Below are 26,871 nucleotides of genomic sequence, written 5' to 3'. Positions count from 1 at the left end.
AACTTGCGTTCCGGCGCCAATCGTGCCGCTAGGGGTCACGACACCAAACGTCAAAAATTGACGCTAACGTCCGGCCGGAGACGCCAACTCCCCTACGTGCGCGCCGGGGCTGATAGATACAAGGACCAGGGTCTGGTCGTAGTTGGCGTGCATTCGCCGGAGTTCTCTTTCGGCCTGCGCCGCCACAATGTCGGAGACGATCAGGTAGGAGCCTTGCGCCGAGCCCGGCGCGGCCGAAGTGATGTTCGTGCCAAATTGCACCGAACACTCTGAACCATGTGGCGTGAACTGGACAACCCGGAAACCATTATCGAAAGCAAAGCCGGCGTCGAGCCTCTACCCCAGGTTCGCGTAGAACTGCTTCGCGCGGTATTCAGCATTCACGGGCAGCGACCCGACCCAGATTACTTACAGTAGACGGCGCGTTCGTATGGCAGCTTCTGTGTGGTGCTGTCGATCGAGAGGTTCGTGAACTCCAGTGGGCTGAGACAGCTCAACGTCGAGTACATGCGCGTTCGATCATCACGCTGAGATGGCGCCTGGTGTCATGGACCTCGTCATGCGAAGTTTCGACGCCATATTCATTAAGTGAGCGAAAGACGCTGCCTTCATCTTTTGCATGACCTGTCCACGGTGAGCTTTGACTGTGATTTCGCTGATGCCTAGCTCTGCACCGACCTGCTTGTTCAGCAAACCGGAGACTACCAAAACCATGACTTGTTGTTCCCGCGGGGTAAGCGAAGCGTGGCGATTCCGAAGATCGCGCATTTCCATCCCGCGATCAAAACTGGCACGGCTACGCACGAAGCTTTGACAAATTGCGGCCACCAATAGTTCTTCGCTCAATGGCTTCACGAGAAAGTCAACGGCCCCGGCCTTCATGGCTTGCACAGTTGTTGGAATATCTCCGTAGTCGGCAATAACGATAATAGATATCTCAGCGCATTCTCTGGCGATCCGCTTTTGAACTTCGAGGCAGCTCGAATCCGTGGAAGAAAAGGCCAGGATCAGGCAGCTAGGAACAAACGGGCGCCCTCGGGCGAGAAATTCCTGAGCTGAGCCGCAGGTCTGGGGTTGCCAGCCCTGCGAGCAGATCAACAGTTCCAACGATTGCCGAGTATCGATGTCGTCGTCAACTACGAAAACTGTGCGTGGGTCATGTGTGCTTCGCGGGTCGGAGCCCCCTCTGAATGCACGTATTGGCCCCGGTATATTTGCTGTAGGAACTGCGGTAATAGCGGCTGAACTCATATCCCCTCCTGCAACCAGGCAGCACCTGGGAATCGGCAACGGTGCGAGGTACACAGGCTCGTCACCGAGGCTCACCACAAGAGTGAATGGGATCGTTGTTTTGCGCGACACCAGTTGTGGTAGCGATCGCACTACAAATTTCAGTGGGTAGCGAGGCGGCGGAATTGTTAGAGAAAGAAGAACAGCGGCTACAATTTAAATTGTCCTCAAAGCTCTCCGAATAGAGGTAATAGCCATGCCCGCTTCCGGTTCGATCCGCATCCTCTGCGTAGAAGATCATCCGGTCTTCCGTGAAGGACTGAGGGCGATGATCGATTGTGAGCCGGATATGATCCTGGTGGCGCATGCTGTCAACGGAGTGCAGGCTATAGCGGAGTTTCGCAATCACCGGCCCGACGTCACTTTGATGGATCTCCGCCTTCCTGGAGCCAATGGCACTGATGTCCTGATCTCTATCCGTGGAGAGTTTCCGCAGGCTCGTGTCATCATGCTGACGACCTCCGACGGCGATGCTGACATTCAGCGGGCCATGCGCGCTGGCGCCTCGGCTTACATCCTCAAGAGCATGCCGATGGAGGAACTGCTGGACATCATACGGTCCGTTCACTCTGGCCGGCGGCACATCCCACCAGAGGTGGCCGCTCGCCTCGCCGAGTATATGGGGGACGACGATCTGACGGCCCGGGAATTGGAAGTTCTTCGTCTGATTCGAGACGGTTATCGCAACAAACAGATTGCCGATCAACTCACCATTTCGGAAAATACGGTCAATTTTCACATCAAGAATCTGATGGGAAAACTTCGGGCCAATGACCGAACCCATGCAGTCACGATCGCGTTGCGACGTGGTCTGCTGCAAATCTGATGACGCTCCTACCCACTAAGAACTGTAGGGCCACAGCTCCAGTTTGTGGTGTGTTGAAGACCAAGGCAACACGATATCGTGAATAGGGCCAACAACCAATGCGTTCAAGCCTTTGCTGGATCTCTATGGTGTTGTGACCGAAGGAATACCGATGAAGGTCGTTCGTACACTTTCGATCTGCTCCTTCCTTCTATGGCTCGTAGCGACTGCAAATGCGCTCAATCCGGACCGTGACATCCACCAGCTTGCGCACCGGTCATGGAGCCAAACACAAGGTTATCCTGGCCACACGCGGGCTCTGGCACAAACCCGAGATGGATTTCTGTGGTTAGGCTCTGACACCGGGCTCTTTCGATTCGATGGCGTTCACTTTGAACGGTATGTGCCGAGATCGGGAGACAAACCCTCAGAAGACATAGTGCGTAGCCTGCTTGCACTCCCAGATGGCAGTTTGTGGATCGCTTATGCACACAACGGCAAGATCTGTGTCCTGCGGAACGGCAACGTCAAGTGCTACGGCAAGACTGACGGCGTAACATGGAACCCCACCGACATCGTTCAGGACCACGAAGGCACCATTTGGGCAAACACCGAGAGTGGCGTCATACGCTTCAACGGTACGCGATGGGAACATGTCGGCAAGAATTGGGACTTCCCGGAAGACGTACCGCACATGACTTCACGAGTATTGTTTGTGGATAGCCGAGGAACTCTTTGGGTCGGCGTCAACTCAACCATCCTTTATCTCAAGCAGGGATCAAAGCGATTTGAACCGACGGGTGCATTTGCAGGTTTTTCTCTATCGATTGCTGAGGCCCCGGACGGCACAATATGGCTGTCAGACAATGCGGGCTATGTCCGGGCCATTGGGACGTCCGTGAGCACGAAATCCGCCACGATCGCTAAATGCGAGGCGGATACGCTTAGAGGGGCTCATTCAAAATGTCCCAGCGAACGTTCACTCGTGATTGAGATTAGCGGCACAGTACGCATCATGTTTGACCACAACGGAAGTCTTTGGACGACCACGGATAGTTTGGGAGTCGTCCGCGTTCCGCATCCTGACGGGCTGAGGGACCGACCGATTTCGAAGACCAGTGACGCTCTGCAGCGGTTCACTTCAAAGGACGGTTTGAGCGCCGACAACTGCACTCCCATACTCGAAGACCGGGAGGGAAATATCTGGGTCGCAACGCGGGATGGACTGGACCAGTTCCGCGATACCGCACTGGTTCCAGTTGTCCTGCCGAAATCGATCGTTCAAACGGCAATCGCGCCGGCTGACAACGGAGATATCTGGGCTGCCGTCAGTTCTAATTATGTTGGTCGAATACATAGCCGCTCGAAGAATCTGTCCCTTGTCCCAGCCGACGCCTTCAAACCTTATAGAGATTTTGCCGGCGTCACCTGGCTGATGGGGAATTCCCTTGCACAGTGGAAGGAGGGCAGATTCCGACAAATGGCGAAGTCTCCAGAGGGTCTCTCTGGCAGCTTCGGCACCTGGGAAGTAGCGGGTGATCGGTTCGGAACACTGTGGGCCTTTGCCAGCGGTTATGGTTTCTTCTCTTTGGATCATCACCGATGGAAAGTATGGCCAACTCCACCGGAAGTGGCAAAGCAGCACGTTCTCAACATGTTTTCCGATAGCACGGGGCGTATCTGGGTATCCACCTACCAGGGTGACATTATCACGATGGACAAAGGAAGCATTGTGGACTATCTCGCCAAGGATAGCCGTCTAAATAACGTCAAGGCCTTCGCCGAGCACGCTCCGCAAGAGATTTGGGCAGGTGGTGCAGGTGGTTTACTTCTGATAGACAGGGGTCACTTCCGCCTCATCAAGTCGGCTGGTTTGGGTGCTTTAGAGGATGTTACGGGAATTGTCGATGCCGGGAGCGAGGGACTTTGGCTCAATACGGCGGGCGGGGTGATTCACGTCTCCAAGCATGAGGCAGAACATGCATTACGGGATCCCTCCTATCGCTTTCAATGGAAGCGGTTCGATTCCTCCGATGGCCTTCCCGGGCAAGCCGAGGCTACAGGCCCATATCCAAAGGCGATCGAGGGAACGGACGGGCGGATCTGGTTCACTTCAACAACAGGCCTCGCCTGGGTCGACCCAAATTGGATTCCTAAAAATACCCTTCCGCCGCCCATCTCGATCACCTCCGTGTCAGCGGATGATTTGCCTCAGGTGCAAAAGGACGATCTGCGACTCCCTGCGCACACGGCAAACGTTCAAGTCAGTTACACCGCACTAAGCTTGTCCCTGCCGGAGCGAGTTCTTTTCAAATACAAGCTGGAAGGTTCAGATAAGGACTGGAAGGATGCCGGAACGCGCCGCGAGGCCTTTTATACCAACCTTAGCCCTCGTCATTATCGTTTCCGCGTCATCGCCTGTAATAATGACGGAATTTGGAACAATGTGGGTGCCAATGTGGAGTTCACAATCGCGCCTGCCTGGTATCAGACCACCTGGTTCTACGCGCTCTGCGCCACTATTGGTTTCTTAATCTTGTGGATTCTCTACCGGCTGCGCATGCGGCAGATTGCAAAGTCCATGTCTGACCGCTTCGACGAGCGTTTGTCAGAACGCACTCGCATCGCCCGGGATTTTCATGACACACTTCTACAGACCATCCAGGGGACCAAACTGGTGGCGGATTCCGCGCTAAAACAGTCAGCCGATTCCGTCCGAATGCGTGGCGCCATGGAACAGGTATCGGTCTGGATGGGACAGGCAACGGAGGAAGGCCGGGCAGCCCTGAACTCGTTGCGCACATCGACCACAGAGACGAACGATCTTGCAGAAGCCTTCCGACGTTCGATTGAAGAGTGTCGGATACACGGCTCTATGGAAGCCAAGTTTTCCGTGGTTGGTGAGGTCAGCGAAATGCACCCCATCGTTCGCGATGAGGTCTACCGGATCGGGTATGAGGCGATCCGCAACGCGTGCGTCCACTCAAAAGCCGCTAATCTTCAAGTCGAGCTCACATACGCGGAGAATCTCATCCTGGGCGTACATGACGATGGCGTCGGCATTGACCCTGCCATCGTGGATGAGGGTAAGGAAGGACATTTTGGGCTGCAGGGGATGCGGGAACGGGCAGGCCGCATCATGGCCAAACTAACATTCGAAACTTCTGCGGTCTCCGGGACGGAGATCAAACTGGTTGTTCCCGGCAGCATCATCTACCTTAGGGCAACTTCCAGCCGCCGAAAGTTGCCCGCGATCAAATCCATCTTGAAATGGATGGGTCTGACGTCCAACTCGACTGACTCCTGAAAACGAGCCGACTGCCTGGATGACTGCACGTCAGGCTGGCGCAATCTAAATGCGACAGCGAAAAACACCCCAGGCCAACATGCCAGTGTTCATGCCTGATGCTTGAGAAACCGATCAATTCCTGGCGCTCATGAACCTGAGTACAAGTTCAGCAATCTCATCCGCCTTTGTATCGAGTGCGAAGTGACCAGCATCCAGTACATGCACTTCCGCGCTCGGTACATCTTTCCTGTAGCGCTCGGGTTCGCCGGAATCAAAGGAGAGGTCGTGCTTTCCCCAAAGTACAAGAAGTTTCGGCTGGGTTTTCTGCATCCAGGCTTGCCACTTGGGATATGCGTCGACGTTGGTGCGATAGTCGTAGAACAAATCACTTTGGATCTGCGCCTGGCCTGGGCTATTCAGAAACGCGTATTCGTCCGTCCAGAGATCAGGGTCGTAGAGTTCCACATTCAGATCGTCTCCGACGTGGCGGGTTTTCGTGGCAGCGATGGAAAGCAGATTCTTTCGCAACGCCTCTTCATGCGCCGGACGATCGGCCCAGAAGGCACGGCGCGTTGCCCAGTTGGCCCCCAGTCCTTCGTTATGCCCCACAGCGTCCTGAACGATCAAGGCCTCGGCACGTTCCGGATGTGCCAACACCATGCGAAAGCCCACCGGCCCCCCGTAATCCTGCATATAAAGCGTGTAGCTGGTCAGGCCGAGAGCCTGCGTGAAATCATCCATAACGCGGGCGATGTGGTCAAAGGTATAGTCGAACTGCTTCGGGTCGGGCCAATCGCTGTGACCGAAGCCTGGGTAGTCAGGCGCGATTAGACGGTATTTGTCCGTGAGCCTGATCAATAGCGGTTGAAACATGCGTGACGATGAAGGTAATCCATGCAGGAGTAGAAGAACCGGGGCATCTTTCGGTCCCGCCTCGCGATAAAAGATGTTGAGTCCATCTACCTGTACAGTGCGGTAAAGTATCTGGATATTCATAGCCCTTTCCCTTGTTTGTGCGTTCAGTCCTGGGATGATCGCGAGGAGAATCGCGAAAGCTGGCAGAGTAAAAGGGACTAGTCTCATCTTGCGCATGCTTCCTCCTACTTATTGAGTTCGAAGATAATCTCCAGTTCGATCGGGACACTCAAAGGTTTCCCGTTTGTATCGCTTCCACGTATGAACCGAAGGGAGTCAGCGCGGTGGGAAGCCGGACGCCGAGATCCTGAAGTCGACCTTCAGGACTGCGGGGCTGTGCGGTGATTCGGTCTACCATCGGCCTGCGTGTGCACCGCCGTCCACATGCAGCACCTCCCCGGTCACGTACCGTGCTTCTATCAGATAAACGACTGCGTCCGCGACATCCTGCGCAGCGGCAATCGTGCCCATCGGCGAAAGGGTTTTCAGGAGCTCTTGTGGATGATCCTCATGCATGGGCGTATCGACCACACCGGGCGCGACAGCGTTAAAGCGGATACGCGGCTTCGCGTATTCGTTCGCCAGACTTAGAGTGACCGTGTTGAGGCCGCCCTTCGTGATCATTGGGATGGAGCCCGAAGCACCGGTCTGCGGGTTGTCGGCAAGAGCGGCGGTTATAGTGGTTACGCTACCTCCGGCGCCTTGCGCAAGCATCTCCTTTACTGCGAATTGAGTAATAAAGACGAAGCCGTAGAGGTTAGTAGATACAAACCTGCGGAGATCGTCAGCACTGTACTCCGTAAAGGGCTTCGAAGTATAGATACCGGCACTGTTGACCAGGTGATCGATCGAGCCGAAGCTGGATAACGCAGTCTTTGTCACTCTCTCAGCTGTCGCGACATCGCCAATGTCGCCATCCACGAGAGTCAGGTTCGCGGTCGGCGAGATGCCGCTCTTCGAGATGCTGCGGGAGTTCGCAACTACGTTGTAACCTCGATCTAACAAGGCCCGGACAATGGCTGCTCCGATACCTTGTGAGGCTCCCGTAACAATTACTGTCTTCTTCTTATCCATAGTGTGCTGTTCCTTCCTTTTCAACAATCGTCAGATTCATTCTGCGTACAAGCGCTAGCGCAGAGAATGCCCGGATAGCAGGGCGATTGGCAGCGTCAGTACGCGTCAACGTCGATTACAGCTTTGGCAAACTCTTGTGGGGCTTCCTGGGGCAAGTTGTGTCCGATGCCACCGCTAATGAGTCTGTATTCATATCTGCCCACGAATTTGCTGCGATAAGATGCGTCGCCCGGGTGGGGAGCACCATTGGCATCGCCTTCCATGGTGATGGTAGGAACGGTGATGACTGGACCGCCCGCAAGTCGCTTTTCCAAATCGTCATATCGCGACTCGCCCTTAGCCAAGCCAATTCTCCATCTGTAGTTGTGAATCACGATATCGACGTGGTCCGGATTGTCTAAGGCCGCCGCAGAGCGATTGAAGGTGGCATCGTCGAAGTTCCACTTCGGCGATGCGAGCTGCCAAATGAGCTTCGCAAAGTCGTGCCGGTACTTGTCGTAGCCGGCGCGACCGCGATCTGTAGCGAAATAGAACTGATACCACCAGGCGAGTTCGGCCTTTGGCGGCAATGGGGCCTCGTTGGCCGCCGGGCTCCCGATCAGGTAGCCGCTGACGGAGACCAGGGCCTTGCAGCGTTCTGGCCACAGCACTGCCATGATGTCGGCTGTACGCGCCCCCCAGTCAAAGCCAGCGACGATGGCTTTCTGGATCTTCAGTGTATCCATCAGAGCGATGATGTCGACGGCGACGACCGATTGCTGGCCGTTCCGCATCGTTTCGCTGGAGAGGAAGGTCGTAGTTCCATAGCCGCGTAGATACGGGACGATCACTCGGTAGCCGTGCGACGCCAACAGGGCAGTGACGTCGACGAAGCTGTAGATGTCGTAGGGCCAGCCATGTAGAAGAATCACGGCAGGGCCATCGGAGGGACCGGCCTCCGCGTAGCCGACATTCAGCAGACCTGCAGTGATTTGCTTCAGAGAGCTGAACGACGTGTGAGGAGCGGTATAAGTAGCAGTCGCTGTGACCTTACCCGGCTGCGCGTCGGCGGAACTGCCTATACCGAAGTTCGCTGCGGCAACTGTCATGGCGGCAGCACCCAAAAAACGGCGGCGATCATAATCAATTTCTTTTGACGTTCTAATCGTATTCATTGGCAACCTCCTGGAACTGTTGGTTTGTTGCTGGTTCTAATAACTCCGGGAGCTGTTGATTCATGATGAGAAGCTCGCATATATACTGCTGCAGCTTCCTCAAGCGGGCCTCGTATTTTTCTTCTTGTCTCTGTCCCACTTTTCCTGTTGCCATCCCACGGCAGAAGCATGAGTCAGGCCCTGCACCTGCTCAATGCAGCTGGGGAACGATTGTGTCGGGGACTCTTCACGTTGCTGTTTGGACATGAAACCCTCATGGCCAAGCGCCACCGAGGTAGTGATCGAATGACTCCCAAAGACCGCAGGCTGCCGACGCCTCACCCACTATTCCTTGATGAACTGCACATCCAGCGTGATAGTCACTTCGTCGCCCACCAGCACGCCGCCGAGCTCCAGCGGTGTATTCCATGTGAGCCCAAAATCCTTGCGATTGACCTTAGCGGAGCCGGAAATGCCGATGCGCCGATTGCCCCAGGGGTCAATGGAAGGCTCGCTCACGTCGTCCACACTCAGAGTCACGGATTTAGCGACACCGCGGATCGTCAGATCGCCCGTAACTGCGTAGTTGCGACCGCCCGTGGATCGGATGTTCGTAGATTTGAACGTCAGCGTTGGAAAGTTCTCGACATCGAAGAAGTCCGCGTTCTTCAGATGGGCATTGAGGTTTTCATCGACGGTTCTTGCGCTGGCAGCGGGGATCGACGCCTCCACAGTGGAATGCGTGTAATCTGTTTCGTCCAGCCTCAGCACGCCGGAAAGTCCGGAGAACGCGCCCCTCACATACGAGATCATCATATGCCTTACCTTGAACTCAGCTACCGAGTGGGCAGGATCGATCTTCCAGGTGCTGGAAGCGGTAGTTGTGCCGGTGAGAATAGCGGTTGCGGTTATTGAAGTCATGTGGTGAATCTCCTTTTCAAAATTGTTGACCTGGCCGAGAAGTAATATCTCGCGATTAGCGCAACGAGCTGAAAGAGGCGCGGAGCTCCTCTGTAAAGAGTGTCGGCTGCTCCCACGCTGCAAAATGGCCGCCCTTGGGGAGGCGGTTGTAATGGATGAGCTTGGGATACGCCTTCTCGGTCCAGCTCTTCGGGGCTGCGTAGATCTCGTCGGGGAAGACGCTCACGGCAACCGGAATGGCGACGCCCTTTGGGGCGAAAAAGCTGAGCTTGCTTTCCCAATACAGACGAGCGGAAGAGACCGCCGTCTTCGTCAACCAGTAGAGAGTAATGTTTTCGAGGATATCGTCTCGCGTAAGCCCCTCAGACTGCCCGTCAAAGACGCGTGCGATGAGCGCCTCGCTGGCTGCATCGTGGTCGAGCATCCAGGCCGCTAGGCCGACAGGCGAATCTTCAAGTCCGTACAGCGTCTGCGGACGGTGACTCATCTCCTGGGCGTAGCCAAGGCCATGCTTGTAGAAGGTGTCGAGCTGATGGTAGGCGAGCTCCTCGTCGGCTGAGAGGCCAGACGGTGCCGGATCGCCGGCCGACAAGGCCGTCGCAATGTCGTCCGGCACTGTGGCAGGCATGTTGGTATGAATGCCAAGCAGTCCTGGGGGCGTCAGCAGAGCCATCTGCTCTGTGACCGCGTTGCCCCAATCCCCGCCTTGCGCCACGTAACGCTTGTATCCAAGGCGTTGCATCAGGACGACCCAGGCGCGCGCTATGCGCTGTGGGTTCCAGCCCGTTGCAGTGGGCTTTCCGGAAAACCCATGACCAGGCAGCGACGGAATCACGACATTGAATGAGTCTTCGGCCTTCGCGCCGTATGCGGTTGGATCGGTTAGAGGACCTACGATCTTCATCTGCTCGATAATTGATCCCGGCCACCCGTGCGTGATGATCATCGGAAGCGCATTCGCATTTTTCGAGCGAACATGGATGAAGTGAATCTCGAGCCCGTCGATGTTCGTCGTGAATTCTGGCAGGGCGTTCAGCCGCGCTTCGACCTTGCGCCAGTCGTACTCCTTCTGCCAATAACTCGCGAGTTCGCGCATCGTCGCGAGTTGCACGCCTTGGGATGCATCTGCCACCGTTTCCCTCTCCGGCCAGTTTGTCGCGGCGATGCGCCGGCGGAGGTCGACGATTGCTGCTTCCGGAAAGTCAATGTGAAATGGGCGGATTGACTCGTCACTGTCCACCCCGGCATCCGTACCATGCAGGCTATCGAACGAGGCCTCTGCGCCAGTGCCAGGACCTGTTTCGCCCATACTCAGGGAGCTAAAGAAGAAACGGCTAAAGGCACCGGCGGCTGCCAGGGCGCGAAGAAAACTGCGTCGGTTGGGTGATATGGATAACGTGGTGCGGGATGTCGCTTCAAGTGCGATCATGACCTGTCTCCTAAGCAAACCGCTTGGATACGTGTCTCCGATAAATGGAGATACGTTCCATTGCTGCGATTAAGCCAGAAGCGTGGAGGCGGGTCCATTAGACGATGGTGTCGTCTGTCGCCAATACCTTGGTATAAGCCGCCCTACCAACGGCCTTATGTGGCATTCGCCGGGTCAAGGGGCCAAACAGCTTGGAGCGCGCATGGAAATTAGCCGACGCAAGACCAGGCTAGGCTCTTACTGGAGAAAGCCGACGGGATGATCTGCACAATACTCGCGATCTCGCAATGATTTCTGTGCTCGTGGGCTGCGGATTGCGCCGGGCCGAGCTTTATACGTTGACAGTTGAGGATTTACAGATCAGACAGGGCCATTGGGCCATTGTGGACCTCGTCGGCAAATGCGGTCATGTCGTACCGTTCAGTAGACGCGTAAGTGGCCGCGGTCACATTGACGAAATCGAATGCCCAGAAATTTCGCAGCGCCCAATCCGGGCATGCTCTAGAGACTGATCCGGCGTCAGACTGATCCGGCGTCAATTCACGCTCATCGCGATCCTAAATCAACAATCTCGCCCCTTCCCGCTGATTGGCGCAAGTTTTCGACGTGAGGCGGCAAGTCTTGATAACACGCTGAACTCGATCGTCCGCATCTGTACCCTGATTTGCACGCCACTCGTGATCTCAACTGATCGGCCTGCCGTTTAGGCAGACCGCTTCTTTAGGTCGGGTGCCGCTTTTTTCTCGTCTTCTTTGCTCTTTTTCGCGGAACTCTTCTCTTTGCTGCTTTTTGGGCCCTTTTCCGTTTCAGGCTCGCCGCTCGCTTCCTCGAGGATCGTCTGCCCAACGGTCAAAATCTTGTTGGATGCCGACTGCTCTTCTTTCAGGTTTTCATTCAGAAGTGCGGCGACATCCGAAAGACCCAAGACCTTTGCAATCGCGATTGTCGCCGTATATCCAGCAATTTCGTAATGCTCCGTTCGCAGTGCGGCGCCAATGATGCCTGAGTCGAAAGAAGCTCCTTCTTCATCTTTCTCCAAGGCATCCGCTCCTTCTTCAATGACACCTTCCATGCCATTGCAGTGCTCGCCGGTCGGCTTTTCTTCCAGAATCTCGAAGACCTGCTTGAGGCGGTTGACCTGTTCTTTGGTCTCATCGAGATGGGAAGTGAAGAGAGTTTTGAGTGCGGGATCTTTAGCGCCCTTGGCAAGTTTCGGAAGAGCCTTCACCAGTTGGTTTTCCGCCGAGTACATATCGCGCAATTCATCAATCAGAACTTCTTTGAGTGCCATGTGTCGTCATCTCCGGGTAACAAAAAGTTTGAATCTAAGCAGTGAGAAGCGCGCTGCTACGAATTTGTTGTCGAAGCGCCGGAATATTCCCGCTTGATTACGACTGGGATGCGAGGCACGCAGGGCACCTGCAGGATCGGGTACTTCGCCGAACCCGGCCGCCGCGTACGTAACTGCTGGCTACGGGCAACCCTGCGCTTGGTACATCGGTGAGGCGAGCCCGGAACTCTTTGAAGCATGCTTACATGGGCCCGTCCGTACGTTGCCAGAAGCGATCTTCGAAGGAAGCTGATCCTAGCGCGAACGTGAATATTAAGTGCGACGTTAGATGCTTCATCCTGGACGACGGGAGGGCTGGAATGCTTTTCAACTATAAAGCGCATCTTACAAAAAGATGATTGAGACCAATGTAAATGACCAGCCGGGCACCGAAATACTCTGTTTCTCCCATTTGCGTTGGGACTTCGTCTATCAGCGACCGCAGCATCTCCTCAGCAGAGCGGGGAGAAAGGGGTTAGTGCATTATTGGGAGGAGCCGGTTTGGACGGCGGTTTCCCGTCCCGAGCTTTCGGTGCATTCAGGGGGCGACGGAGTTCGGGTGCTGACCCCTCAGATTCCTCACGGGTCCACTGCGGGAGAGGCGCATGCTGCGCTGCGAAGCCTTCTCGATCATTATTTGGCTACGAACGGGACGAGGGACTTTATCAGTTGGTATTACACCCCAATGGCGTTGCTGTTCTCAGAGCATCTCAATCCCGCCGTCACCGTATATGACTGCATGGACGAACTGTCGGCCTTCCAGGGAGCCCCGCCCGGGTTGATCGAACAAGAACGACGGCTTTTTGAACTTGCCGACGTGGTGTTTGCAGGTGGCGCTAGTCTATTTGCCTCAAAGCGAACACAACATAGTAACGTTCACCTTTTTCCGAGTAGCATCGACCAAAACCATTTCGCGACCGCCAGGCAATTCCAGGCGGAGCCAGAAGATCAAAAGGCCATCCCCCGTCCGAGAGTTGGATTTTACGGAGTGCTGGATGAGCGGCTCGACCAGGAATTATTGCGAAGTCTCGCGGCCGCGCGGCGGGATTGGCATTTTGTATTGATCGGACCGGTTGTGAAAATTGCTGAAGAGCATTTGCCTAAAGCGACAAATATTCACTACCTTGGGCAAAAAACGTATGCGTCGTTGCCTCGGTATCTATCAGGTTGGGAAGTGGCGATGCAGCCCTTCGCGATCAATGATTCAACAAAATTTATAAGCCCTACGAAAACGCCAGAATTTCTTGCGGCAGGAAAGCCTGTTGTGTCAACCGCAATCAGCGATGTCGTCCGACCTTACGGGGAGCTTGGCCTCGTCGAGATTGCCGAGGACTTAGAATCGTTTCTCGATGGCATTTCCAGGTGCCTGATCTCGGATGTGCAAGCGCACAATACTCGCGTCGACAAATTTTTATGCGGTCGATCCTGGGACAAGACATTTGACGAAATGTGGATGTGTATTGATCAAAGCATTCGGCACGACTCGAAACCAGCGAAGGAAAGCGTTGGGGAATTGAGTGTGCTCCGTGTTTGACTACCTGATTGTGGGGGCAGGCTTTGCCGGCAGTGTTCTGGCGGAACGGGTGGCTTCTGAGCAAAATGCTCGCGTTCTGGTGGTCGATAGCCGCAACCACATCGCAGGCAATGCCTTCGATTTCTACGATGACGCAGGGATTTTGGTCCACAAATACGGCCCCCACATTTTTCATACAAACTCGGAAAAAGTATTCCAGTATCTGTCGCGTTTTACGGCGTGGCGGCCTTATGAGCACCGTGTGAAGGCAAGTGTTGACGGTCAGCTCGTTCCAATGCCGATCAACGCGGACACGATAAATAAGCTATATGGGCTCAGACTCACGTGTCACGAAGTAGATGCCTATCTCACTTCGATCGCAGAGACGCGGGATTCGATCACGACCTCAGAAGATGTCGTCGTCAGCCGGGTCGGACGAGAGCTTTATGAGAAATTTTTTCGCAACTACACGCGCAAGCAATGGGGCCTTGACCCGTCTGAACTCGACGCGGCGGTGACCGCGCGAGTTCCGGTTCGAACAAGTCGCGATGATCGATATTTTACGGACAAGTTTCAGGCGATGCCGCTTCATGGATATACCCGGATGTTCGATCGAATGCTTGCACATCCAAAAATCAGCGTCATGCTGAACACGCACTACAAAGACGTCAAGAACGAAGTGCGGTTCCGCGAACTGATTTTCACCGGACCTGTGGATGAATATTTTGACTATTGCTATGGTAAGTTGCCTTACCGTTCCCTGCGTTTCGATCATCAGACGCACGATCAAGATCGGTATCAGACCGCACCTGTTGTCAATTATCCAAATGAACATGCCTATACACGTATCACTGAGTTCAAAGATCTGACAGGGCAGAAACACCGCAAGACCAGCATCGTCTTCGAATATCCCTGTGCGGACGGAGCCCCGTATTATCCCATTCCGCAACCGCAAAATGCGGCACTGTACCAGCGCTACAAGGCATTAGCGGACACACTGCCGCATGTGCATTTCGTAGGGCGTCTTGCCACCTATAAGTACTACAACATGGACCAGGTCGTCGCACAGGCATTGCGAACCTTCGAAAAGATAAAGGAGACATCGCCCGCAAAAGCTGAGAGGCATGACGAAACTGTGGAACCCATAGTCCTCAATGGTCATGGCATTGAGGCGGCCTAATTCATGCAAATGGAACTCGAAGCGTTGCAGATTTGGGGAGGCGCCGAATATACCTGTAACCGCGTGGGCGACAGGTACATCGATCAAATGGAGCTATCTGGTCACGCCCATCGACCGCAGGATTATTCGAGGTTCGCGGACTTGGGATTGACCTCCCTTCGGATCGGCCTGTTGTGGGAGCGTTATGAAAGCGCGTCCTCGTGGAAATGGACCGATGAACACGTGCGGGGCGCCAGCAAAGCACAATTAGAAGTGATAGCGGGACTGGTTCATCATGGCAGTGGGCCGGCCCATACAGACCTCTTGGATAGTCGATTCCCTCAAATGCTGGCCGCATACGCCGGATCTCTAGCGCGCCGATACCCGGACATCGCCAAGTACACCCCGGTGAATGAACCCTACACGACGGCACGGTTCAGCGGAATGTACGGCCTCTGGTACCCGCATCAGATGTCGCGGTCAAGTCTCTTCCGAGCTCTGATCCACCAACTGAAGGCAACCGTCCTATGCATGGAAGCCATTCGCCAAGTGCGAAACGATGCGCAACTCATCCAGACCGATGATTTCGGAAGAGTCAGCGGGACCGAGATGCTGAGACCTGTATGGGAGAATCTCAACCAGCGTCGTTGGCTGGCCATCGATCTGCTGTGTGGCAAAGTGGACTCTGGACATTCGCTATTTCGCGAACTGCTGTCTGCTGGCATCTCCGAGAATGAGATAGGGTGGTTTGCGGAGCATCCATGCCCTCCCGACGTTATCGGTATCAACTTTTATCCTACGAGCGACCGATACCTCGATCATCAAGTAGATAGTTATCCTGAAGAATGTAGATCAGCCGAAGGCACTTTTGTGGATGTTGAGGCAGTTCGATCTGAGAACGCACCGGTTCTCGGATTGGGGGATCTCATCGTGGAAGCGTGGGACCGATATCGAATTCCCGTAGCCATTACAGAGGTCCATATTGGGGGAGAGGTAAATGAGCAAATTCGCTGGGCGGCATCGATATACGAGAGCGTCTTGAGCGCAAGAAGCCAGGGCGCACAGTGTATCGCGATGACCTTCTGGGCACTACTCGGCTCGTTTTATTGGAATCAGCTCGTTACCCGCGAGAATGGCTATTACGAACCGGGTGTCTTTGATACACGCTCTGGAATCCCGGTCGAATCGGAATTGGGAATTGTTGTACGACAGATTGCAAAGGGCCTGGCTCCATCTCACCAGGCGCTGCAACGCAGCGGCTGGTGGCTTCATAAGGATCGTATCTGCTATCCGCCCATGGCGAATGAAAGAGTCCCATCTTAACTGCCATGGTTCATCAAATGTTTTCGCCAAAGCATAGCCGTGTGGATATCTTGATCCGGTAGGGATCCGGTAGTGGCGAGCGCAATTTTTTCCAAGGGTACTTTAGGAGTACGATCCGCATGTAGTAGGCCGTTGGCTTCCTGGTAGGTATCGGCGAATTGCGTGTAACAGAAACCCGCGAGAGCTGGAAGATTACGAACTACCGCAAGCAGCGCCGCATATTGGTTCGCAAACTCTTCTGCCGTGGACGTTTTTGAATAGCCCCACGTATCTACTTCGTTCGTTAAGGCGATCCCACCGAATTCGGTGAGAACGATCGGATGTTTCCATGCCCGATCCTCACCGAGAAGTAACATGCGGCCGCCAGGGCGCTCACGCTCGAAGAGATGCTCCTCGATATCATTGATGCCGTATCGCTTTCCTATGCGCTCGGGCTGGCCGTCGTAGTCGTGAATGCCGATGATGTCGGTTGCGACACTCTCCCATCCGTCATTTCCTATTACCAGACGCGTCGGATCCAATGCTTTCGTCAGGTGATAGAGAGCTTGAACATAATGACGTTGAGCCGGACTCTCTGGTAAATCAGGCACTCCCCACGATTCGTTAAACGGTACCCACGCTACGATGCAGGGGTGACTGCGATCGCGCTCAATTACCTGCATCCACTCTCGTGTCAGCCGCTGAATGGATTGGGTGGTGTAACGGTAGGCGCTCGGCATCTCCTCCCACACAAGTAGGCCGAGTTTGTCAGCCCAATGCAAATAGCGGGCGCACTCAACCTTCTGATGTTTGCGAACCCCATTGAATCCCAGCCGCTTGGCCAGAAGGACATCCTGCTCAAGCGCCTCATCCGAAGGAGGTGTGAGGCCGCTGTCCGGCCAATAACCCTGGTCCAAAACCATTCTTAGGTTGAGGGGACGCCCGTTAAGAAGGAATCGATCTCCCTGAGCAGAGATGGAACGCAACGCGGTATAGCTGGTTACAGCATCGAGCAGCTGTCCAGCCTCGTCGCGCAACTCCACCACCGCGTCGATGAGAGTGGGCGACGAAGGGCTCCACAAGAGCGCATTTCGGTAGTCGTCGATTCCGGGATCGGAGAGGGCAATACGGCGGTGCACCTCGCCGCAGATAACCTCGTAGCGGTCGTCGGCGAGGACCTGGTCTCCACAGCGAAGTCCCACATGCAACATCAGCTTGCCTTTGGCGGGTGCATTGATAATCGCGTCCAACCCAATCTCCCACCTCTCGAGGTTGGACGACCATTGCAACGATCCAATTCGTATCGTTGATACCGTCTCTAACCACACCGTTTGCCAGATACCTGTCGTCCGGGGATACCAGATGGAGTGAGGGTCTAGTTTCCAATCCTGCTTACCTCGTGGTTTCGCCAGATCTGCTGGGTCGTCTTCTGCCCGAACTACCAGTTCCTGAGCGCCTTCCGTTTGCAGCGCGTCAGTGATATCGATGACGAAGGGAGTGTAGCCCCCTTCGTGTTCGCATACCTTAGCCCCGTTCAACCAAATGGTGGCGCGGTAGTCGACAGCCTCAAAGTGAAGCAACAACCTCTGGTCATCTGAAAGTACAGGGGAAGCAAATCTTCTTCGATACCAGACAGCGGAATAGAATTTGGTGTCGCCGATGCCGCTTGACGCCGTTTCCGGGCTAAACGGTACCAAAATCGCCCGAGTCCAAGAGATTTCATGGGGGACCTTTGCTTCCGCTCTTTCATCAATGCAGAAGTCCCAGATACCGTTGAGGAGTTCGAAAGACGTGCGCCTAAACTGAGGCCGCGGATGAAGACGAGCAGGGTCGATGGCCATATGGCTTTTGGATGCCGATGCAGCGGGGCCGGGCTCATTCGAGAATTTAAGTTTTCTTACCCCATAATCGAGTGCGATTTCAGCCCCGGAGACCACTCACAGGCTTTCATGGTTGGGCATAATAACCGTCTCGGGTTCGAGCGGTGAGGCCCGGCTTATCTACCGTAATCTGGATGTGATGGTATTCATCTCGTTGCTCAGCAACAGACGTGGCGAAAGTGACTTCGTACCAGGATTCTGTATCACTCAAGCACTTCTCGAGATTTCCGGCAACGTCGCTCTGGCCATTCAAGGAAAGGCCGCCGCTTTGGACGGCAAGAACCTGTAGGCTTAAATCCGCGAGATCGGTCTGACCCGCTTTGCTCACTCCTTTTAAAAAATCCTGATAATAATCTTCCCGAAAGAGGCTCTCCTCCGGGCCAAGCGGATTGATATTGTAAAGCGTGAGGTTCGCTTGTTGCAACTCTTTAGAGAAAGCGACCACGTTGGCAAAGATCTGCCGCTGCTGCTTAGAGTCAAGATCAAACCGATTGCCTGAAAGAAGAGGCCAGCCTGGCGAGACCCAAAGAACGATCTTGCGACCAGGAATCGTCAACGCGTAAGCCGCCAGCTGTTGTACGGCCGTCAGAGATATCTGCACGCGATCATTCGCTCCCCAGATACCGGTTGAACGGGTAAGCTGACGCAGCCCGATGGTGTAGTGTTCTAGAGATGCATTGAGCGCATTGCCATCTTGAGTGAATCCCTTCTGCATCTGCGTCCCGTCGTCGGTGAGCACCGCGATCGTGGTGGGATTTGCAAGCTTGCCGTCATTTGCCTTTAAAAATTTCTGCACCTCGTTGCGCACGTAGGCAACTCTGTCGAAGTTGGTGTTGACGGCATCGATGAGCAAAATGACCTTCACTGGCTCTTGGCTTGAACTGACCACTTTGAAGGACTGGATGCTTCTCGGTGCCTTGTTGTCCAACAAGCTAAAGTCCTGCTCCCCAAGACCAGAGACTGGCGTCCCAGATTTTGCAGATACGATCACATTCAGACGGACTGTTCGAGACGTGGCAGCGGAATTCTCTTGTGGGAACGCTGCCACGCCGGCATGAAGCAGGATGACCGTAATAAGGCAGATACGCATACGAATATTCATAAGAGTTTTCTCAGTCTGATGGGGGTGGTTGCGTTTGCATGGCGTCAGTACTTCCATAGATGAGTTTTGCCATTTGCCGTCTCTTATATTTCATGTGTGACGTAGCTTGCCTCATCATACGATGCAAATATTCCCTAGCAATTCCAATCGCGATGCTATAGAGATTCAATTCACGAGATGCCTACTTTTTGGAACGTACAAAGAACGACAGGGTTGCTTTTTTACGAAAGGGGCTGCGGATGAGTCCCGATATTTTCCTAGGGGAATGCCTAGTTACGCCGCACCTGCCGAGTCATCTTCCTTCAGAGCGACATCACTTCCTGCTCAACACGAATAAAGGGGCTATGTTACGAAACTAAATCAGTTTCTAAGCTAAATAAGCTTATGGGAACCATCGATCAACGCGGGAGTTTATTCTCAGCGGCGGAGTTCGCCTGCTCGGCGGTCGAAAGTTTCTCAGCTTTGATTTCAAGCCGTAATCGATTGAAGGCACTCATATACGCGTTGGCAATCCACACTAGCGCGAACCCCGAAATTAGGAAGCCCCGCCATCCCTGATACAGCAGTTGGAATTGAGTCAGGAGAAGGAATAATGCCGTCACATAATGGCTGAAGCAGTACTCACAGGTAAAGAGGTAGAAGAACTTGCGTTGGTATAAGGGCTTACAGTTTTGGCTCTTGGCTTTACAGTATTCCCTCGATTCCCGGAATATTTCCTCGTGTGTAATAGTCCATGAGACGCAGGCGATGGCAAGCCCAAGCAACAGGAGATAGCCGAATTGCCGTGAGAGCGGCTCTTGAAGAACACTTGGATACACAGCTTTTGCCTCCTATCCTCAGCCCTGAAGGCTTCGAGATCGATTTGAGCGACTTTGCCGGCTGCTTATATACCGATGGCCCATTCGCAAGTCGCGGCCCAGCCATAAAAGAGACACGCACGCGAAACCCGACGTTAACGGGCCTGCGAGAACCGGAAGTGATGGGTGCGCCAAAGGCGAACGACGCGCCCACATCCGACGGGTGTGCCTGTGGCATAGAAAAGTGGCAATCGCGAATGCGCAAATCTCAAAAAAGATATATTTGCCCACCTTGTGGCAATGACATCCCTCCATGCTCATCCGGACTCGTGTCCGTCAGCCCTTCTTGATGATCGAAATCGTCCCGTTTCTTTCGAGGATTGCGTACTTGATTTGAGATAGGTCTCTTAGGCCCTTTGTTCGGGCTGCAGCCATGATGTCATTCGCATCAAGCCGCATTCCTTTCATAATCTCGTCCTGCCATTGATCGTCTTTTAGCGCCACCAAGGGAGTTCCATCAACGATTCTTCCCAGGCGGGGAGACTTAGTCTTGCCCTAGGAAACGAGACCATGCATAAGCCCAATGACGATGACGGCGCCGACGCAATTTGTAACCGAACGGTCGTCTCCAACAGTGGACAGGATGATAACGCCACCGATCAAGAAGACGATGACGAATTCAAAGAGCGTCATCTGCCCACCGGGTCGCCGGCTCAGCACCCGCACCGTAAAAAGTAAAAAGAAGTAGCCAAGGATGGCATGAATGATGGTGTACACAAGCTAGAACCTCAGGGCATAACTAGAATCTTGAAGTGAAAAGCGGGAAAATCGTCAACACCAAGCGAAAGGTCATAGAGGCCAGGGGACGGCGGTTGCAGAGAGAAGACAATCTCCGCAGGCTCCGTCGTGGCCGGAAACGTGTAATGCAATCCTCCATCTCCGACGGCGGAGGTGGCGGGTTGCGGAGCGATTTGCTTATTACCGAGCTTGGACACAAGATCCTCACCGGCCCACAAGCGAATTTGCTTATTCCGAATAGCCCTATCTCTGAATTCGACCTTCAGGGTGGAAGGCGTCCCGGTCCGCTGGACGCGTTCATAGCTGACGTTTACTGTTCCGTCGGCGGTGGCCAAATGTGCTTTCGATAAAGGCCCGCGCCCGAAGACGCCTGCAAGGTCAAGCAGGACAAAGCAGATGAAAGCAGCCCACACCAACTTCTCGAACTTCCACCACTTGCGTTGAAACTCTACATCTTCTCCGACTGCGATCTCATTGTTGACCTTCGGGACCGTGTCCTCGACTGCTTTTCTATAAATTGGTTGAGCCATATCTGACGTCTCGATTTCTAATTAGGATGCAGGCGTTTTGTTTAGAGCATTTCCGATGCTTTGATAATGCTGATCTCGCCGTTTCGTTCGAGAATGGCGTATTCAATTTCGTCGAAGCTTTTAAGCTCTTTATCGCGTGCGCTTGCCATCACATCGTCGTCCGCAATTCGCATTCCTTTCATCGCGAGAGGACGCCATTGTCCCTTCTCGAGCAGCACCAAAGGAGTGCCATCCGTGAGACGCGCAAATGCCGAAGACTTGGTTCTTGCCCAAGCGATCAGGTAGTGCAAGATAGCAATCGTCATGATCTGCCCGATGGCGTTGGTGAAGGAAGCTTCGTCACCCACAACGAAGGTGAGGGTCAAACCACCGATGAAGAAGATCAGCACAAATTCAAATGGAGTCATCTGCTTGCCGGGACGCCGCCCCACGACCCGCACCATGAAAACGAGAAATGCATATCCGAAAACTGCTCGAAGAACTGACGCCATGGAGTGCTCCGGATCTAAAGAGTGAAGAGTGTATTGCGTGGGCGAATCAACTGATCCTGGCGTCGACTCAACGAAGGCATAAAAGCGTATGGAGCATTCTGTTAGAACTTGTAGCACTCAAAGCAGAGACACGAAGGCTTCTTATGGAAGAGATTGTTGAGCCATTGGTACGCCAGCCAGCTTCTAAGCAGGCTGGCTTTCAATATGGACAGCTGTCGCCCAATACAAATGGGATGCAGATTCTCGAATATATGAAGCAATTCGGTGCCTGCGATGCTCTCTGAGGCTTCACCCAACCAGCTCCGAGAGAACCGTAACCCTCGATAGTTCGCCGGACGGCCACTTTTTCCAGCCTGGATCTTTACTCTTGCGTCGAAGAGGTTGCGGAACCAACTCGCCCGCAGGCACTCCTCGCGCAGCTTGCCATGAAAGCTTTCCACGTGACCGTTCTGCATCGGCCGGCCAGGCTGGATGTGGCGAATCTCAATCTTCCACTCCAGGCCCTAGGCGAGGAAGTGGCGACTGGTTAGTTTCGGTCCGTGTTCCAGCGGATCGCCTGCGGCATCCAGCGTCTGGCGATCATCTCGTCGAGCACACGCGTGACCCGGCATCTGGCGAAGCCCGTGTCCACTTCGGGCGCAAGGCTCACGCCTGAAGGCATCGACCACACTCAACACGCGGATCGTGCGACCTGCCGCGACCACGTCTTGAGTGAAGTCTAGCGCCCACTCCTGGTCAGCGCCTGTCAACAGCACGGGCGGAGAACCGCTGTGGACGCAGTGTTTTCGCTTCTTCTGTTCCAGGCAGAGTCCCGCCTCGCGATAGCAGCGATAGAGACGCTAGCGGCTCACGCATTCGCCTTCACGCTCGACCAGCACCTGCAACCTCCGATAACCGTAGCACGGCTTCTCTCTGGATAACCGAACCAGCTTCTCCTTCAGCGTCTCATCCAACCGTCTTGAGCAGTTGCGACAACTGCTCGCGGCAATCGACATCAGCCCGCAAACCCGGCACTTACTGGCTTGGAACTGTTCTTGGAGCAGCGAGCATCCGTCCTCCGGTTCACGAGCTCAGGCCGTTTTTTGCGATCGCCGCCTTCAGCATCTCACGGTCCAGACTCAAGTCTGGCCACCAATCGCGATGGATATTTTCGATGGTGACCGTTGCGTCATCTACCAGGATGCCGATGGCCAGGGCCAGACCGCCGAGGGTCATGGTATTCATGGTCTCGCCCATTGCGCTTAAGACAATGATGGAGCTGAGAATGGAGAGCGGGATGGAGACGGCGATGATCATCGTGCTGCGCCAGCTTCCCAGGAACAGCAGGATGATGAGCGCGGTAGTGAGAGCTGGATGATCGGCACGGTGGAGGCGCTGAAGCGCAGAATCCACGGTGGATTTACTCCAGGAGGCATTTGGAATCGAATCGAGTTAACCGCCGCTCCTACCTGGGACATAGCAGCATCGATGCGTACCTGAGGCTGGAACGAAATCTTGATGACACTGCGACAAACCCAGGAGAGAGGAGACCTGATTGCGCCATCGTCATCCGTGAGAGGACGCAATAACCTGGCGTCTATCGGCCGGAGTGGTCGTGCGAACTCGATCCTGCTCCGACAGGCGTCGGGGCCGATGGCTGTTCTGGTTGACGCTCGGCGAAGTGGTTTAGGGCTCCTTGTATTTCGCCGAGAAGCTGGAGGGCCATGGTTCTTGTAAACCCGTGGCGAACAAGAATGCGCTGAATGACGAGATCCTCGCGGTTGGGTGGCATGGAGTATGCCGGAACGAGCCAGCCGCGCTCACGCAGCCGATCTGCAAACTCGTATAGCGTGAAGCTCGAAGACGCAGGATCTTTCAACTTCCAGCACAGACCGGGGATTCCGCCCTGACCGTCGTAAATGATTTTGAAGGGTCCGAACTCCGCGATTTTTTCAGCGAGGTAACGGCCCAGCGCGTAGCATTCGGTTTGAATTTCTCGATAACCCTCTTTGCCGAGGCGCATGAAGTTGTAGTACTGGCAGATGATTTCGCCGCCAGGCCGCGAGAAGTTGAGCGCGAAAGTAGGCATGTTGCCGCCGAGATAGTTGACGTCGAAGATCAACTCTTCCGGAAGGTCGTGCTTTTCGCGCCAAAGAGCCCAGCCGACACCGAGCGGAGCGAGACCAAACTTGTGTCCGGAGGCGTTGATCGATTTCACGCGGGGAATGCGGAAATCCCAGAGCAACTCAGGCTGACTAAAAGGCGCGAGAAAGGCGCCGCTCGCTCCATCGACGTGTATCGGGATGTCGAGTTCGGTTTCGCTTTGTAACTTATCGAGTGCAATGCTGATTCCGTGCACCGGCTCGAATTGGAGAGTGAAAGTGACGCCGAGGGTGACAACAACACCGATGGTGTTTTCGTCACAACGCTTGATGACTTCTTCCGGAGTGAGCAGGAGCCGATCGCCTTCCATCGGCACTTCGCGAATTTCGACGTCGAAATAGCGGCAGAACTTGTGCCAGCAGACTTGGACAGGCCCCATGATGAGGTTCGGAGTTTCAGTGGACTTCCCCTTGGCGTGTTGACGTTTGCGCCAGTTCCACTTGAGTGCCAGGGCGCCAAGCATGGCGGCCTCGCTCGAGCCAGTAGTGGAGCAGCCGATCGTACCGGCAGCTTCCGGAGAATTCCAAAGATCGGCGAGCATGTGGACGCAACGCTCTTCGATGGCCGCCGTCTGTGGATACTCATCCTTATCGATCATATTTTTATCGGCAGACTCATCCATGAGCTGCCTGACCTCAGGTTCCATCCAAGTGGTGCAGAAGGTGGCGAGATTCTGCTGCGAGTTCCCGTCGAGGATGAGCTGATCGTGGATCGTCTGATAGACAGTCTGCGGATCCTGCATCGCTGCGGGGAACTCATAGGTGCTGGTCTTGTCATTCAGGACTTCGGCCTCTATTTCGCTCGTCGGTCCAGCTTTGAGTTCGGCGGTGTTGTGCAGGGGCATAAATTCTCCTGTTTCTCTGAATACAAAGTGTAGTTCGCGTCGTGCGCGCCGTTGGGAAAAAAGACGGTGAATGAATTGAGAATCGATACCAATAAGTTGCCGGGAACGAAGCTGAGTTAGTCGAGGATCAGATTTTGTCTGTTTAATCCTTTTTGAGAGACCATAGAGATCATGCCTCGCCCTGACAAACCCAAACAGAAGGCTCCGCACGCGTTCGTTTTGGAGGCGCTCACGCCCCTGCGCCCCGAAGTGCGTCGCTTGTTTTCTGGTTTTGCCGTCTACCTGGGCGATCGCATTGTCTGTATGCTCCGGGATCATCCCAAATCTCCGAGAGACAACGGCGTTTGGCTCGTTCTTTCGGACAGCACGAAGCCCACAGATCCAGAACTTCGCCGTGAATTTCCTTCTATCCGTTCGATCGAGCTCCTGAGAAATAAGATCGGCCATTGGCTCGTCATCCCCAGTGACAGCCCCGGATTCGAGGTGGAGGCGCTTCATGCGTGCGATCTTCTGCTGCGCCATGACCCTCGCTTCGGTCGAATTCCTAAGTCGAGAAGATAATCCTCAATGGCAAGCACGACTTTTCGGCAACTCTCACGCCGGCTAAAGAGCAATCGAGATCCATTACACTGGGGATATACAACCCTATGCAAGAAGCGGCCCAAACTGTACTCTTGGTTCTAGTCACACTCTTCCCTATCGTAGATCCGCTCGGAGGCAGTCCGTTCTTTCTGGCGATGACCAGGGACTACTCACCGGAAGGGCGAAGAGCGCTGTCCTGGCGCATTGCCATGAACAGTTTTTTTCTGTTGGTTGCGACGTATTTCGTCGGAACTTACGTGCTCGCCTTCTTTGGAATCTCTCTGCCCGTGGTGCAGATTGGTGGCGGTCTGATTGTCATTGCCACAGGATGGTCGCTGCTCAAGCAGCGAGACGATGACAAAGACGAGAAACAGGATGTACATAAAACCGTCCAGCCGCAGGATACAAATCGCCGGGCGTTCTACCCTTTGACATTGCCATTAACCGTAGGTCCCGCTTCCATCTCAGCCGCCATCACGCTGGGCGCGAACGCCGCTCACCATCACATGTACCATCCTTTGACAATCCTGGCAGCTCTCATTGGATTGGTGCTGATCGCGGTCAGCATTTTGCTCTGCTATGGATTTGCCGACCGACTGGCGCGAATCCTGGGTCCGACGGGGATGACGGTGATCACCCAATTGTCGTCCTTTCTCCTGGTTTGTATCGGCGTGCAAATTGCTTGGAACGGAATGAAAGCTTTGTTGGAGTCTTTGGCACTGCATATTCGCTGACCAATGGGCACTCCTATTGCGATGAGGCCAACTTCGCTCACGATGTGCTGTCCGCTTGAAAAAGCTACGACTATTCGTGCCTGAAGGCACTGCGTTCTATTTTTCTTTATGTAAGCAAGGAATCTACTGGACGAAGGAATTCCGGGACCTCTTGCGCTTCGATCGCTTCCAACAGATTGATTTCGATCGTCCTTGCAAGCGACAGCAATGGCAGCGCGTTAGGATGATCACCGAAGGGATCTTCTAACTCGTCTCCCAGTGCGTCCAATCCAAAAAAGGCATAGGCTACCAGAACCGTGAACAGAGGGGTCGCCCACCCCATCGTGCTGACCAATCCGAATGGCAGGAGAAAACAGTAGGCGTATGCCGTTCGATGAATCAGAAGAGTGTAGGTGAAGGGCGTCGGTGTTGAACCAATACGTTCGCACGCCACCTGGACGGCGGTGAACGCAGTCAGTCGTTCCTCGAGCAGCTTATAAATCTGTTCACCGATCACGGCCTTCTCAAACTGCCCAGCTACCCTGAGACCCAGCCGGCGCAGAATGTGGTCGGGAATATTGCTTGTCGAGGAATACTCCGCAGGCACTGGGGTCGGCCTTTGCGACTTTCGTAGAGCATGCATCAGTTCGTAGGTATACGTGATCGCATCCCGCACCATTGCGTCTCGATCCGCTCGGTCAATTTTGGACAAACTTATACAGATGCGAGCGAAGGAGCGCATCTCGCCAACCATCGAGCCGAGCTGACGTCGCGCCTCCCACCAACGGTCGTAACACGCGCTATTGCGGAAGCCGAGAAAGATGGAGAGGGC

General features: G+C 54.4%; 24 protein-coding genes and 2 pseudogenes. 8 read left to right on the top strand and 18 right to left on the bottom strand.

The genetic code is table 11. From position 1 onward, the window contains the following. Nucleotides 1-63: 63 nt before the first annotated feature. Nucleotides 64-261, bottom strand: a complete 198-nt coding sequence (locus XX99_RS27675; protein WP_050058870.1) for a hypothetical protein — start codon at nt 259-261, stop codon at nt 64-66. Between the two features lie 261 nt (nt 262-522). Then, the gene (locus tag XX99_RS08160) at nt 523-1,200 is read right to left on the bottom strand and encodes a response regulator transcription factor (protein ID WP_050059341.1); all 678 of its coding nucleotides are present in this window, start codon (nt 1,198-1,200) and stop codon (nt 523-525) included. Nucleotides 1,201-1,486: 286 nt separating this feature from the next. Here XX99_RS08160 and XX99_RS08155 point away from each other — a divergent pair, with 286 nt between their 5' ends. Together XX99_RS08155 and XX99_RS08150 are read left to right on the top strand one after the other, a co-directional pair. Further along, on the top strand, nt 1,487-2,116 hold the full coding sequence (locus tag XX99_RS08155) for a response regulator (RefSeq protein ID WP_050058869.1): 630 nt from the start codon (nt 1,487-1,489) through the stop codon (nt 2,114-2,116). 151 nt (nt 2,117-2,267) lie between these two features. After that, a complete protein-coding gene (locus XX99_RS08150; RefSeq protein ID WP_050058868.1) occupies nt 2,268-5,402 on the top strand; it encodes a sensor histidine kinase in 3,135 nt (1,044 codons plus the stop codon). A gap of 114 nt (nt 5,403-5,516) precedes the next feature. Here the strand turns inward: XX99_RS08150 and XX99_RS08145 are convergent, their stop codons facing one another. The 5 genes from XX99_RS08145 to XX99_RS08125 all read right to left on the bottom strand — a co-directional run bounded on the left by XX99_RS08145 (nt 5,517) and on the right by XX99_RS08125 (nt 10,856). Then, nucleotides 5,517-6,380: an alpha/beta fold hydrolase gene (locus XX99_RS08145; protein ID WP_050058867.1), complete on the bottom strand. Its 864-nt coding sequence runs from the start codon at nt 6,378-6,380 to the stop codon at nt 5,517-5,519. Between the two features lie 270 nt (nt 6,381-6,650). Beyond that, a complete protein-coding gene (locus XX99_RS08140) occupies nt 6,651-7,373 on the bottom strand; it encodes an SDR family NAD(P)-dependent oxidoreductase (RefSeq protein WP_050058866.1) in 723 nt (240 codons plus the stop codon). Between the two features lie 95 nt (nt 7,374-7,468). After that, nucleotides 7,469-8,527: an alpha/beta fold hydrolase gene (locus XX99_RS08135; RefSeq protein WP_050058865.1), complete on the bottom strand. Its 1,059-nt coding sequence runs from the start codon at nt 8,525-8,527 to the stop codon at nt 7,469-7,471. 324 nt (nt 8,528-8,851) lie between these two features. Next, complete coding sequence (locus XX99_RS08130; RefSeq protein WP_050058864.1) at nt 8,852-9,427, bottom strand: YceI family protein; 576 nt, start codon at nt 9,425-9,427, stop codon at nt 8,852-8,854. 55 nt (nt 9,428-9,482) lie between these two features. Then, on the bottom strand, nt 9,483-10,856 hold the full coding sequence (locus XX99_RS08125) for an epoxide hydrolase family protein (RefSeq protein WP_050058863.1): 1,374 nt from the start codon (nt 10,854-10,856) through the stop codon (nt 9,483-9,485). 263 nt (nt 10,857-11,119) lie between these two features. On the opposite strand from XX99_RS08125, the gene XX99_RS26640 reads away from it, so the two are divergent. Further along, a complete protein-coding gene (locus XX99_RS26640; RefSeq protein ID WP_260315349.1) occupies nt 11,120-11,368 on the top strand; it encodes a tyrosine-type recombinase/integrase in 249 nt (82 codons plus the stop codon). Nucleotides 11,369-11,559: 191 nt separating this feature from the next. Here the strand turns inward: XX99_RS26640 and XX99_RS08120 are convergent, their stop codons facing one another. Further along, a complete protein-coding gene (locus XX99_RS08120) occupies nt 11,560-12,147 on the bottom strand; it encodes a YciE/YciF ferroxidase family protein (RefSeq protein WP_050058862.1) in 588 nt (195 codons plus the stop codon). Nucleotides 12,148-12,541: 394 nt separating this feature from the next. Here XX99_RS08120 and XX99_RS08115 point away from each other — a divergent pair, with 394 nt between their 5' ends. The 3 genes from XX99_RS08115 to XX99_RS08105 are packed head-to-tail and all read left to right on the top strand — an operon-like array spanning nt 12,542 to nt 16,181. Further along, nucleotides 12,542-13,720 carry a glycosyltransferase family 1 protein gene (locus tag XX99_RS08115; protein WP_050058861.1) on the top strand — a complete coding sequence of 393 codons (1,179 nt, stop codon included), beginning with the start codon at nt 12,542-12,544 and terminating at the stop codon, nt 13,718-13,720. Next, nucleotides 13,713-14,879, top strand: coding sequence for a UDP-galactopyranose mutase (gene glf / locus XX99_RS08110; protein ID WP_050058860.1), 1,167 nt, complete (start codon nt 13,713-13,715; stop codon nt 14,877-14,879). Before XX99_RS08115 ends, glf begins: the two co-directional genes overlap by 8 nt. Before the next feature lie 3 nt (nt 14,880-14,882). Then, nucleotides 14,883-16,181 (top strand): glycoside hydrolase family 1 protein, encoded by a 1,299-nt coding sequence (locus XX99_RS08105; RefSeq protein ID WP_050058859.1) that lies wholly within the window; start codon nt 14,883-14,885, stop codon nt 16,179-16,181. On the opposite strand, the gene XX99_RS08100 is transcribed toward XX99_RS08105, so the two are convergent. The 6 genes from XX99_RS08100 to XX99_RS08075 all read right to left on the bottom strand — a co-directional run bounded on the left by XX99_RS08100 (nt 16,178) and on the right by XX99_RS08075 (nt 21,758). After that, a complete protein-coding gene (locus tag XX99_RS08100) occupies nt 16,178-18,001 on the bottom strand; it encodes a glycoside hydrolase family 2 protein (RefSeq protein WP_050059340.1) in 1,824 nt (607 codons plus the stop codon). The two genes, XX99_RS08105 and XX99_RS08100, sit on opposite strands and share 4 nt — an antisense overlap. A 106-nt stretch (nt 18,002-18,107) precedes the next feature. After that, a complete protein-coding gene (locus tag XX99_RS08095) occupies nt 18,108-19,142 on the bottom strand; it encodes a VWA domain-containing protein (RefSeq protein ID WP_050058858.1) in 1,035 nt (344 codons plus the stop codon). A 1,133-nt stretch (nt 19,143-20,275) separates the two neighbouring features. Continuing rightward, complete coding sequence (locus XX99_RS28605; protein WP_082125372.1) at nt 20,276-20,473, bottom strand: YetF domain-containing protein; 198 nt, start codon at nt 20,471-20,473, stop codon at nt 20,276-20,278. Between the two features lie 21 nt (nt 20,474-20,494). Beyond that, nucleotides 20,495-20,716, bottom strand: a complete 222-nt coding sequence (locus XX99_RS08085; protein ID WP_050058856.1) for a DUF421 domain-containing protein — start codon at nt 20,714-20,716, stop codon at nt 20,495-20,497. Nucleotides 20,717-20,727: 11 nt separating this feature from the next. After that, nucleotides 20,728-21,267 (bottom strand): hypothetical protein, encoded by a 540-nt coding sequence (locus XX99_RS08080; protein WP_050058855.1) that lies wholly within the window; start codon nt 21,265-21,267, stop codon nt 20,728-20,730. Nucleotides 21,268-21,308: 41 nt separating this feature from the next. Then, the gene (locus tag XX99_RS08075) at nt 21,309-21,758 is read right to left on the bottom strand and encodes a DUF421 domain-containing protein (protein WP_050058854.1); all 450 of its coding nucleotides are present in this window, start codon (nt 21,756-21,758) and stop codon (nt 21,309-21,311) included. Nucleotides 21,759-21,901: 143 nt separating this feature from the next. On the opposite strand from XX99_RS08075, the gene XX99_RS27995 reads away from it, so the two are divergent. Beyond that, nucleotides 21,902-22,042, top strand: a complete 141-nt coding sequence (locus tag XX99_RS27995) for a hypothetical protein (protein WP_231581202.1) — start codon at nt 21,902-21,904, stop codon at nt 22,040-22,042. A 78-nt stretch (nt 22,043-22,120) separates the two neighbouring features. Here the strand turns inward: XX99_RS27995 and XX99_RS28600 are convergent. The 3 genes and pseudogenes from XX99_RS28600 to XX99_RS08060 form a co-directional block, all read right to left on the bottom strand. After that, a pseudogene (locus XX99_RS28600) lies at nt 22,121-22,240 on the bottom strand (integrase core domain-containing protein); the annotation flags it as partial. Between the two features lie 655 nt (nt 22,241-22,895). After that, nucleotides 22,896-23,108: pseudogene (locus XX99_RS08065) on the bottom strand (efflux RND transporter permease subunit); the annotation flags it as partial. Nucleotides 23,109-23,334: 226 nt separating this feature from the next. After that, on the bottom strand, nt 23,335-24,744 hold the full coding sequence (locus XX99_RS08060; protein WP_050058851.1) for a glutamate decarboxylase: 1,410 nt from the start codon (nt 24,742-24,744) through the stop codon (nt 23,335-23,337). A 647-nt stretch (nt 24,745-25,391) separates the two neighbouring features. Between XX99_RS08060 and XX99_RS08050 the strand changes: the two genes are divergently transcribed. Continuing rightward, complete coding sequence (locus XX99_RS08050) at nt 25,392-26,060, top strand: MarC family protein (RefSeq protein WP_050058849.1); 669 nt, start codon at nt 25,392-25,394, stop codon at nt 26,058-26,060. A 106-nt stretch (nt 26,061-26,166) separates the two neighbouring features. Here XX99_RS08050 and XX99_RS08045 read toward each other — a convergent pair. Beyond that, nucleotides 26,167-26,871: bestrophin family protein (locus XX99_RS08045; protein WP_082125371.1), on the bottom strand; the 705-nt coding region annotated here is incomplete at its 5' end.

The organism is Silvibacterium bohemicum (genome assembly GCF_001006305.1).
In the GTDB taxonomy this organism is placed as follows: domain Bacteria; phylum Acidobacteriota; class Terriglobia; order Terriglobales; family Acidobacteriaceae; genus Silvibacterium; species Silvibacterium bohemicum.
This window is presented reverse-complemented; position numbering and strand designations above follow the sequence as displayed.